The 10,626-nt window shown below is 70.0% G+C and carries 11 protein-coding genes; 5 read left to right on the top strand and 6 right to left on the bottom strand.

Going from position 1 to position 10,626, the window contains the following annotated elements; translation table 11 throughout:
- From APM_RS04580 to APM_RS04595, 4 genes are all read right to left on the bottom strand, one after another.
- Nucleotides 1-994, bottom strand: a 994-nt coding sequence (locus APM_RS04580; RefSeq protein WP_138919162.1) for an ABC transporter ATP-binding protein, incomplete at its 3' end; no start/stop codon positions are given.
- Complete coding sequence (locus tag APM_RS04585) at nucleotides 978-2,030, bottom strand: efflux RND transporter periplasmic adaptor subunit (RefSeq protein WP_007422185.1); 1,053 nt, start codon at nucleotides 2,028-2,030, stop codon at nucleotides 978-980. The genes APM_RS04585 and APM_RS04580, both read right to left, overlap by 17 nt.
- Nucleotides 2,031-2,209: 179 nt before the next feature.
- Nucleotides 2,210-2,437, bottom strand: a complete 228-nt coding sequence (locus APM_RS04590) for a hypothetical protein (RefSeq protein WP_039887776.1) — start codon at nucleotides 2,435-2,437, stop codon at nucleotides 2,210-2,212.
- A 168-nt stretch (nucleotides 2,438-2,605) separates the two neighbouring features.
- The gene (locus APM_RS04595) at nucleotides 2,606-3,493 is read right to left on the bottom strand and encodes a LysR family transcriptional regulator (protein ID WP_039887778.1); all 888 of its coding nucleotides are present in this window, start codon (nucleotides 3,491-3,493) and stop codon (nucleotides 2,606-2,608) included.
- A 112-nt stretch (nucleotides 3,494-3,605) separates the two neighbouring features.
- On the opposite strand from APM_RS04595, the gene APM_RS04600 reads away from it, so the two are divergent.
- Entirely contained in the window at nucleotides 3,606-5,105 is a 1,500-nt protein-coding gene (locus APM_RS04600) for a CoA-acylating methylmalonate-semialdehyde dehydrogenase (RefSeq protein WP_007422187.1), read from the top strand.
- 112 nt (nucleotides 5,106-5,217) lie between these two features.
- Here APM_RS04600 and thpR read toward each other — a convergent pair whose 3' ends face one another.
- Nucleotides 5,218-5,766 (bottom strand): RNA 2',3'-cyclic phosphodiesterase, encoded by a 549-nt coding sequence (thpR, locus tag APM_RS04605; protein WP_007422188.1) that lies wholly within the window; start codon nucleotides 5,764-5,766, stop codon nucleotides 5,218-5,220.
- A gap of 55 nt (nucleotides 5,767-5,821) precedes the next feature.
- Complete coding sequence (gene argC, locus APM_RS04610) at nucleotides 5,822-6,772, bottom strand: N-acetyl-gamma-glutamyl-phosphate reductase (protein WP_007422189.1); 951 nt, start codon at nucleotides 6,770-6,772, stop codon at nucleotides 5,822-5,824.
- Nucleotides 6,773-6,855: 83 nt separating this feature from the next.
- Between argC and secB the strand changes: the two genes are divergently transcribed.
- The 4 genes from secB to APM_RS04630 form a co-directional block, all read left to right on the top strand.
- Nucleotides 6,856-7,356: a protein-export chaperone SecB gene (secB, locus tag APM_RS04615; protein ID WP_007422190.1), complete on the top strand. Its 501-nt coding sequence runs from the start codon at nucleotides 6,856-6,858 to the stop codon at nucleotides 7,354-7,356.
- Nucleotides 7,357-7,418: 62 nt separating this feature from the next.
- On the top strand, nucleotides 7,419-8,822 hold the full coding sequence (gene thrC / locus APM_RS04620) for a threonine synthase (protein WP_007422191.1): 1,404 nt from the start codon (nucleotides 7,419-7,421) through the stop codon (nucleotides 8,820-8,822).
- Entirely contained in the window at nucleotides 8,819-10,084 is a 1,266-nt protein-coding gene (locus APM_RS04625; protein ID WP_011942488.1) for a pitrilysin family protein, read from the top strand. The genes thrC and APM_RS04625 overlap by 4 nt, the downstream gene beginning before the upstream one ends.
- On the top strand, nucleotides 10,081-10,626 hold a 546-nt coding region (locus tag APM_RS04630), incomplete at its 3' end, for a PmbA/TldA family metallopeptidase (protein ID WP_007422193.1). The genes APM_RS04625 and APM_RS04630, both read left to right, overlap by 4 nt.

The following is a 10,626-nucleotide window of genomic DNA, read 5'->3' on the forward strand; positions in this document are numbered from 1 at the left end:
CGGTCTTCGCCGCCTCGGCCGCCGGCATCGGCGGGGCAGGGGAGGGGGCCGCAGGCGTTGCCGCCCCGCCGCGCAGGCGGAGCAGTTCGTCGACGAACCCGTCCTCGAAGCGCGGCGCCGCCGGCAGCGCCTCGATCCCCGGCGGTCCGCGCCAGGGCGCCGCATCGCTCACCACCCGCACGAAACGTCCCTCGATGACGGTGTCGATCACCCCCGGTGCTGTGGCGAGGGCCGCCTGCAGCCGCCGTCGTTCGCCCTCGGGTGCGGCGACGCGAAAGGTCCGTCCCGCCAACGGCGCGGTGAACTGCGCCGGCGGGCCGTGCGCCAGCAGCCGACCCTCGTGCAGGAGCAACACAGCGCGGCAGCGCGCCGCCTCGTCGAGATAGGCGGTGCTGAACAGCACCGTCACCCCCTCATGCGTGGTCAGCCGGTCGATGATCTCCCACAATTCCCGGCGCGACACCGGATCGACGCCGACGGTCGGCTCGTCGAGCAGCAGCAGCCGTGGCGGATGCACGAGCGTGCAGGCCAGGCCGAGCTTCTGCTTCATCCCGCCCGAAAGCCGCCCGGCCCGCCGCGCGGTGAAGGGGGCGAGGCCGGTCATCGTCATCAGCTCGGCATAGCGTGCGGGCCGTTCCGCTGCCGAGACGCCCTGCAAATCGGCGTAGAGGTCGAGATTTTCGCGGACCGTCAGATCCTCGTAGAGCCCGAAGCGCTGCGGCATGTAGCCGATCCGCCCCTGCACCGCGAGCGGATCGCGCCGCACATCGATGCCGAGCACCTCGATCGCGCCGCGATCCGGGCGCAACAGCCCGGCGATCAGCCGCATCAGCGTGGTCTTGCCCGCGCCGTCGGCGCCGATCAGGCCGGTCACCCCGCCATGCGGCACCACGGCGCTGACCGCGTCCACCGCCGCAATCTCCCGCCCGCCGCCGCTGAACCGCCGGCAGACCCGGTCGAGGCGCAAGGCCGGCGTGTCACCGTCCGCCATCATGGTCCGGCAAGCAGCCGGTCGCCCCGGTTGCCGGCGCAGCCTTGTCGATCCGCACCGTCGCCGGCATGCCGAGCCGCAACTGCCCGCGCGGATCGCAGACATAGACCCGTATCCGGTAGACCAGCGCGGTGCGCAGTTCCGGGCTTTCGATGGTTCGCGGGGTGAATTCGGCGGTGGGCGAAATGTACCCGATCCAGCCGCGATACCGCGTGCCGGGAAAACTGTCGGTACTCACCGAGGCCGTCATGCCGGGCCGCAGCCGGCCGAGTTCCGCCTCCGGCACATAGGCGCGCACCCAGAGCGGGGAGGGGAGGGCGATGGTGAACACGGGTGTGGCCGGCGAGGCCATGTCGCCCGGCTCCAGGATCCGGTCCTCGATCACGCCGTCCGCCGGGGCATGCAGCTTCGTCTCGTCAAGGTTGCGCCGGGCGAGGGCGACGGCTGCGGCGGCTTCCCGCCATGCCGCGCGCGCGGCGGCGATGTCCTCGGCACGCGGCCCCTTCACCGCGAGAAGATAGGCCTGCCGCGCGGCCTGATACTGGTCCCGAGCCGCGCGGAAGGCGGCCCGCGCGTTGTCCCGGTCCTGAAGGCTCGCGGCGCTCTTCCGGCTCAGCGATTCAAGGCGGCGATACACCCTGCCATCGTTATCGGCCTGCGCCTTCAGGGCGTCCATCGTGGCCTTCGCCTGGGCGATCTCCTCGGGGCGGGAGCCGGCCAGCATCCGCGCGAGCGTCGCCTTCCGGTTCGCCATGGCGGCCTCGGCCTGCGCGAGCGCCGCCGCATAGCTGGTGTCGTCCAGCGTGGCGAGCAGTTCGCCCCGCCGCACCCGCGCGCCTTCCTGGACCGCGATCCGCGTGATCCGCCCGCTCACCTCGAAGGCGGGCATCGTCTCGCGGATATCGACATTGCCGTAGAATGTCATCGCGTCGCTCTTCCGCCCGTCGCCGAGGCGGAGGAGCGCGCCACTGCCCGCGGCGGCAAGCAGCATCACCGCCACGAGAACGAGGCGGACCGGTCGGGACGGCAATTTCGGCAAGTCGCGGCTCCTCGCGATGTGCGATGCTTGTAACGCCGCGATACTGGACGCCGCCCCGCCCCGCCGCATTGATCGGGATCAACGCCGCCGGCCCCACGAACGGCGAAGGCGGATGCGACATCGCCGCATCCGCCTTCCGTTACCCTGCCCGGCCGAAGCCGGTGCGAAGGGTCAGGGCATCAGTTGCCCATGAACGGGGTGAAGCCGGGGGAGGTCGTCACCGGCGTCTGCGTGCCGGCCGGCGAGCCCAAGGTCGCGCTGTTGCCGAACGTCACGGCGCTGTTGCTGTGCGCCGCTTCCGTGGCGATCGGCTGGCTCTGCAGCGGAATCTGCCCGGCCATCGCCGTGCCCGCCGTCATCACCGTGAAACCCGCAAGCGCCGCCATGATCTTGATCGTCTTCGTCATTGCACTTCTCCATGTCGCGGAAGGCTCTTCGGCCGTTCCGTCGGTTTCCGCCGGCAGGGAGCAGCCGGCTTACGGAGATGCAGATGGGTCCTTGTGGCGGTTCGATGAACATGCCCTGTCTCAATATCATTCATGTGCAGAATGTATCGGTGCGGGGCTTGCGGCCGCTCAGGGGGCGATGAACCGTCCGCGCGCCGCGCCCAGCCGCTCGCCGATATGCCGGGCCACCTCGCTCACCCGCCTTGTCTTGTGCGTGTCGGGGTGGGCGATCAGCCAGTAGCTCCGGGTAAAGCGCAGGTCAGGCACGAGGCGGCGCAGCTCGGGAAACCCGATGGCCGCGTAATCGTGCAGGATGCCGATTCCATGCCCCGCCCGCACCGCCTCCATCTGGCCGACCACGCTGCCGCATTCGAAATGCCGCCGCATGATCCGCCCCAGCGTCGCCGCGTAGTCGAGCGCGCGGCTATAGGCGAGCTCCTCGACATGGGTGACGAACAGATGCCCGGCGAGATCCTCCTGCCGCCGGATCGGCCCGTGCCGGTCGAGATAGGACGCGGCGGCATAGACGCTCAACGTATAGTCGGTGAGCTTGCGCACCACGAGCCGCCCCTGTTTCGGCCGCTCCAGCGTGATGACGAGATCGGCCTCCCGCCGTGACAGCGAGAAGGTGCGCGGCAGCGGCACGAGCTGGATGGTCAGTTCTGGGTGCCGCGCCGCCAGCGCGCCGAGTTCGCGGGCAAGGAAATAGTTCCCGAGCCCATCCGGCGCGCCGACGCGCACCACCCCGGCCACCGCTTCCGCCGTGCCGGCCAGTGCCGTGCCGACGCGCAGGAAATCCGATTCCGCCCGCTCGGCGGCGAGCAGCAGCGCCTCGCCCGCCCCGGTCAGCGTGCAGCCGCCGGTATGCCGCTCGAACAGCTTCGGGCCCAGTTCCTCTTCCAGCGCCGAAAGCTGCCGCCCCACCGTCGCGTGGTTGAGCCGGAGCTGCCGCGCCGCGCCGAGAATCTGGCCGTGCCGCGCCACGGCGAGAAAAATCCGGATCCGGTCCCAGTTCATCGGGTCAGACGTTATTTCACGCACATCGATGCCGCAATCCTGCGCGTTGATACGCGGAATTCGAAGTGCCAAAGCCGGGTCTGCCATGCAACCAGGCGGAGGAAGTTTTTCCATGTCCACCGAGATCCAGCATTTCATCGACGGTCGTCTCGTCCCCGGCGGCAGCGGCCGCACGGCGCCGGTCTTCAATCCCGCGACCGGCGAGGTCTCCGGCCAGGTGCCGCTTGCCGCGGACAGCGAAGTGGCCGCCGCGGTCGAGGTCGCGCGCCGCGCCTTCCCCGCCTGGTCCGAAACCACGCCGCTGCGCCGCGCGCGCATCCTCAACCGCTTCCTGCACATCCTCGAGGAGCGGATCGACGATCTCGCCGCGGTGATCTCCGCCGAGCACGGCAAGGTGATCTCGGATGCGAAGGGCGAGGTGCAGCGCGGCATCGAGGTGGTCGAGTTCGCCACCGCCGCCCCGCTGCTGCTCAAGGGCGAGGTCACCGAGAATGTCGGCACCAGGATCGACAGCCACTCCGTCCGCCAGCCGCTCGGCGTCGTCGCCGGCATCACCCCGTTCAACTTCCCGGCGATGGTGCCGATGTGGATGTTCCCCGTCGCCCTCGCCTGCGGCAACTGCTTCATCCTCAAGCCCTCCGAGCGCGACCCCTCGGCCGCCCTGCTGCTCGCGCAATGGCTGAAGGACGCCGGCCTGCCGGATGGCGTGTTCAACGTCGTCCATGGCGACAAGACCGCGGTGGACGCGCTGCTCGCCCATCCCGACATTTCCGCCGTCAGCTTCGTCGGCTCGACGCCGATCGCCCGCTACATCTATGAAACCGCCGCCCGCCACGGCAAGCGCGCCCAGGCGCTGGGCGGCGCGAAAAACCACATGATCATCATGCCCGACGCCGACATGGACCAGGCGGTCGATGCGCTGATGGGTGCCGCCTATGGCTCCGCCGGCGAGCGCTGCATGGCGATCTCGGTCGCCGTCCCGGTCGGTGAGGCAACCGCCAACGCGCTGGTCGAGCGCCTCGCCCCCCGCGTGCGCGACCTGCGCATCGGCCCGGGCACCGACCCCGAGGCCGAGATGGGCCCGCTCGTCACCCGCCAGCATCTCGACAAGGTGCGGGGCTATATCGACGAGGGCATCGCCGCCGGCGCCGAACTGGTCGTCGATGGCCGCGATTTCCGCCGCCAGGGCTATGAGAACGGCTTCTTCATCGGCGGCACGCTGTTCGACCGCGTCACCCCGGAGATGAAGATCTACCGCGAGGAAATCTTCGGCCCGGTGCTCTCGGTGGTCCGCGCCGGCAGCTTCGACGAGGCGGCGGGGATGATCAACGCCCATGAATTCGGCAACGGCACCTCGATCTTCACCCGCGACGGCGATTCGGCCCGCGAATTCGCCCACCGCATCCAGGTCGGCATGGTCGGCATCAACGTGCCCATTCCGGTGCCGATGGCGTTCCACTCCTTCGGCGGCTGGAAGGCCTCGCTGTTCGGCGACCACCACATGCACGGGCCGGAAGGCGTGCGCTTCTACACCAAGCTCAAGACGATCACGACCCGCTGGCCCACCGGCATCCGCGCCGGCGCCGAATTCGTGATGCCGACGATGAAGTAATGCAGGCTCCCGCCTGACGAAGTGGCGCCGCCCCCGGCGTGACGCAGAACGGCCCGGATCACCGATCCGGGCCGTTTTCATTGCGGCCATCCCGATCCTCGTCAGCCCCCGCTCAGGGCGCGGGCGCCACGCCGAGTTCGTATTCGACCTCCGCCGTATAGGCCGGATGGTCGTCGCTCAGGTGCGAGCTGAACAGCGTCATGTGACCCACCTCGATCGGCGGCGAGCGGTAGAGATTGTGGCTCTGCACGAATTCGGCGAAGCGCGGTCCCACCGGCAGATCCATCCGTGCCAGCGTCACGTGCGGCGCGTAGCGGCGGCGTTCCGGCGGCAGGCCGATCCGCCGCAGCGCGGTCTCGATCTTCGACTGCAGGTGCAGCAGCGCCGGATTGCGGTCCACCCCGATCCACAGCGAGGTCACCCGGCCGCCCTTCTCGAACCAGCCAGCCCCGGCCAGGGTAAGCGGAAACCCCGGCGCGCGGATCGCGGCGAGCGCGTGATCGATCTCCTCGGCCTGCAGCCGGCTGGCCTCGCCGATGAAGCGCAGCGTCACGTGCATGTTCTGCGCCGGCACCCAGCGCGCGCCCTGCAGGTTGAAGGCGAAGCCCGCCAGGGTCTGCCGGATCTCCCAGGGCAGATCGAGGGCGATGAAAAGGCGCATCGGTTTGCCCTCCTCTCGGCGCCCATCGTGGGCGGCGCCGTGCGGCGGGTCAAGATCAGGCGTGCGCCGCGGCGCGGACCTCCCGGTTCGCGTTCAGCCCGAGCATCAGTCCGATATTCTGCACCGCCGCGCCCGAGGCGCCCTTGCCCAGGTTGTCGAGTCTTGCCACCAGCACCGCCTGGCTTTCGGCCTCGTTTTCGAACACGAACAGCTCCATCAGGTCCGAACCTTCGGCCGCCGCCGCCTCCAGCCGCTGCTCGCAGGGCGTCTTGCGGACCACCACCTGCCCGCCGCCGTCATACCGGTCCATCAGCGCCGAGCCGATCTCGCGCGCGGTCGGCCGGCCGGGCAGGGTGTCGAGATGCAGCGGTATCGAGACCAGCATGCCCTGGCGGAAATGCCCGACCGAAGGGACGAAGATCGGCCGCCGCGTCAGCCCGGCATGGGCGACGATCTCCGGCAGGTGCTTGTGGTTGAGCGACAGCGCGTAGAGCTCGAAGGGCGGGCCGCCGGCGCTCTCGTGATCGGCGATCATCGCCTTGCCGCCCCCCGAATATCCCGACACCGCGTTGATCGCGACCGGATGATCCTCCGGCAGCAATCCGGCATCGACCAGCGGCCGCAGCAGGGCGATGGCGCCGGTGGCGTAGCAGCCCGGATTGGCGACGCGCGGCGCCGCGGCGATGGCGGCCGCCTGTCCCGGCGCCAGTTCGGCGAACCCGTAGGTCCAGCCGGGCGCGGTCCGGTGCGCCGTGCTGGCGTCCAGCAGGCGCGGGGCGGCGCTGCCCATTCCCTCCACCATGGCGGCGGCCTCGCGCGCGGCCGCATCCGGCAGGCAGAGCACCACGAGGTCCACGGATTCCATCATCGCGCGGCGCGCGGAAGGGTCCTTGCGCATCGCCGGGTCGAGGCTGCGCAACGCCACGCCGGGCATCCGCCGCAGCCGCTCCACTATCTGCAGGCCGGTCGTTCCGGCCTCGCCGTCGATGAACACGCTCCTGGTCATGGCGCAAGCTCCTTGTCGCGTCATGCTGGCACCAAACGCGCCCCTGTGCTAGGCGGGCCATCAGTCAAATGGAGCCACCACCAATGTCCGAAACGCAGATCGCGCCGCTCACGCTCAACATCCAGTACACGAAGGACCTGTCCTTCGAGGTTCCCGGTGCGCCGGCGATCTATACGCTCCTCCGCCAGGCTCCGACCGTGAACATCAACCTCGACGTTCAGGTCCAGCGCCTGCAGGACGACGCCCATGTCTACGAGGTGACGCTGACCACCCGCGCGGAAGCGACCCATCCGGCCCCGGCCGAAAGCGGCAACGGCGCCGAGGGCGGCAAGGACCTCACCGTGTTCATCGCCGACCTGTCCTATGCCGGCGTGTTCACCCTGACCGGCATTCCGGACAACCAGATCGAGCCGGTGCTGCTCGTCGAATGCCCGCGCCTGCTGTTCCCCTTCGCCCGCAACATCCTCGCCGATGTCACCCGCGATGGCGGCTTCCCGCCGGTGATGCTCGGCCCGGTGGATTTCGTCGGCCTCTGGCAGGCCCGCCGCGCCCAGGACGACGGCGAGACGATCGCCAACGCCTGATCCGCAGCGGCGCCGCCGCGCGCGGCGCCGCACGCTGACGCCTTTCCAGGAACGACCTGCCGATGCGCTACGTCTCCACCCGCGGTGCGGCCCCGTCCCGTGAATTCGACGATGTCCTGCTGGCCGGGCTGGCCGAGGATGGCGGGCTGTTCGTGCCCGAGACCTGGCCGGTCTTCTCGCCGGCGGAATGGCGCGCGCTGCGCGGCCTGCCCTATGCCGAGCTCGCCGCCCGCGTCATGGCCCCGTTCATGACCGGCGGCGCCATCGGCTTCGACGATCTGCAAGCCATCACCCGCGCCTCCTATCGCGGGTTCGACCATGCGGCGGTCGTCCCGCTGGTCCAGCTCGAACCCTCGCTCTTCGTGCTGGAACTGTTCCACGGCCCGACCCTCGCCTTCAAGGATCTCGCCCTCCAGGTCGCCGGCCGCCTGTTCGACCATGTCCTGTCCGCCCGCGACGAGCGGGTGACGATCGTGGGCGCCACCTCGGGCGATACCGGCTCCGCCGCGATCGAGGCCTGCCGCGACCGCCTGCGGGTCGACATCGCCATCCTCCACCCCGAAGGCCGCACCTCCGAGGTCCAGCGCCGGCAGATGACCACGGTCAAGGCCCGCAACGTCCTCAACATCGCCCTCTCCGGCACGTTCGACGACTGCCAGGACCTGGTGAAGGCGATGTTCGCCGATGCGCCCTTCCGCACCGAGCTGCGCCTGTCGGCGGTCAACTCGATCAACTGGGCGCGCATCGCCGGCCAGATCCCCTATTTCGCCGCCGCCGCCCTCGCCCTCGGCGCGCCGGACCGCCCGGTCGCCGTCGCGGTGCCGACCGGCAATTTCGGCAACATCCTCGCCGCCTGGGCGGCGCGCCAGATGGGCCTGCCGATCGAGCGCTTCATCGTCGGCAGCAACGCGAACGACATCCTCGCCCGCTTCCTCGCCGCCAACGACATGCGCACCGCCGGCGTGGTCGAAACCGTCTCCCCCTCGATGGACATCCAGGTCAGCTCGAATTTCGAGCGCCTCCTGTTCGAGGCGCTGGGCAGGGATGCGCCGGAGACCGCCCGCACCATGGTCGATTTCCGCGCCAGCGGCACGATGAAGGTCTCCCGCGAGGTCTGGCAGTCGGTCCGGCGCGACTTCGCCGGCCTCGCCCTCGACGATGCGGCGACCCTTGCCGAAATCGCCCGCATCCGCGCCGAGTCAGGCTACATCGCCGACCCGCATACCGCGATCGGCATCGCCGCCGCCCGCGCCGCCGCCCCGGTCGGCGTGCCGGTCATCGCCGCGGCGACCGCGCACCCCGCCAAGTTCCCCGAGGCGATGCATCGCGCGATCGGCATCCGCCCGGGGCTGCCGCCGCGGCTCGACGACCTATATGATCGTCAGGAACATTTCGTACGCGCGGGCAACAGCCTCGGCGAGGTCGAGACCCTGGTCCGCCATTTCGCGCACAGGAACGATGCATGAGTGACACAGTGCAGGTGACGAAACTCGACTCCGGCCTGACCATCCTGACCGAACGGATGGACCGGGTGGAGACCGTCTCCTTCGGCGCCTATGCCGGCGTCGGCACCCGCCACGAGACGGCGGCGGAAAACGGCGTCTCGCATTTCCTCGAACACATGGCCTTCAAGGGCACCGAGCGCCGGAGTGCCGCCGCCATCGCCGAGGCGATCGAGGATGTCGGCGGCCACATCAACGCCTACACCTCGCGCGAGCAGACCGCCTATTACGTGAAGCTGCTGAAGGAGGATCTCTCCCTCGGTATCGACATCATCGGCGACATCCTCTGCCATTCCACCTTCGATCCGGCGGAATTCGAGCGCGAGCGCGGCGTCATCCTGCAAGAGATCGGCCAGGCGAACGACACGCCGGACGATATCGTGTTCGACCATTTCCAGCTCGCCGCCTATCCCGACCAGCCGATGGGCTGGCCCACCCTCGGCACCGAGGAGATCATCCGCGCCATCGGGCCGGACGCGCTGCGCCGCTACATGAAGGCGCACTACACGCCCGAGAACCTCGTCATCGCCGCTTCCGGCAATCTCGAACACGCCCGCGTGGTCGATCTCGTGGCGAAGCACTTCGCCGACCTGCCGGCCGCGACGCGCGCCGAGCCGCTGCCGGCCGATTATGCCGGCGGCGAATACCGCGAGCTGCGCGATCTCGACCAGGCGCATCTCGTCCTCGGCTTCCCCGCCGTCGGCTACGCCGATCCCGATTTCCACGCCGCGATGCTGCTCTCCACTTTGCTCGGCGGCGGCATGTCCTCGCGCCTGTTCCAGGAAATCCGCGAGAAGCGCGGCCTCGTCTACTCGATCTACAGCTTCGCCCTGCCGGCGCGCGATGCCGGGCTGTTCGGCATCTATGCCGGCACCGGCGAGGCCGAGGCGGCCGAACTCGTCCCCGTCACCCTCGGCGAGCTGGCCAAGGTTCGCCAGAGCGTCTCCGAGGCCGAACTCCGCCGCGCCCGCGCCCAGGTCAAGGCCGGGCTGCTGATGTCGCTGGAAAGCACCGGCAGCCGCTGCGAGCAGATCGCCCGCCAGTGGCAGATCTTCGGCCGCATCGTGCCGACCGCCGAAACCGTCGCGAAGATCGACGCCGTGACGGTGGACGACATCACCAACGTCGCCACCCGCATCTTCCGCGCCAAGCCCACCCTTGCCGCGATCGGCCCGGTCGGCCGCGTGCCGCAGATGCCGAAAATCATTGAGAGGCTGGCGGCGTGAACCGGCTCGACCTGCTCGACGCCCTGCTCGACGCCGCGAAGCGCGCCGGCGCCGATGAGGCCGATGCGCTGATGGGCTCCGGCACCTCGCTCTCCGTCGGCCGCCGCCTCGGCAAGGTCGAGGAGATCGAGCGCGCCGAAAGCGACACGGTCGGCCTGCGCGTCTTCGTGGGAAGCCGCAGCGCCATCGTCTCCTCCGGCGCGATCGACCCCGCAGGCTTCTCCCGCCTCGCCGAACAGGCGGTGGCGATGGCCCGCGTCGTCCCCGAGGATCGCTTCTCCACCATCCCCGACGCGCCGCCGCCGCCCGATTCCGCCCCGCTCGACATGGACGATCCGGCCGAGCCCGGCGTCGAGGCGCTGCTCGCCCGCGCCGCCGCGGCGGAAGAGGCGGCCCTCGCGGTCAAGGGCATCACCAATTCCGAGGGTGCGGGCGCCTCCTGGTCGCGCAGCCACATCGCGCTGGCCACCTCGCGCGGCTTCGCCGGCGCCTATTCCCGCTCCAACCACGGCGTCTCCGTCTCGCCCATCGCCGGCGAAGGG

It is taken from the genome of Acidiphilium sp. PM, from assembly GCF_000219295.1.
GTDB classification, from domain to species: domain Bacteria; phylum Pseudomonadota; class Alphaproteobacteria; order Acetobacterales; family Acetobacteraceae; genus Acidiphilium; species Acidiphilium multivorum.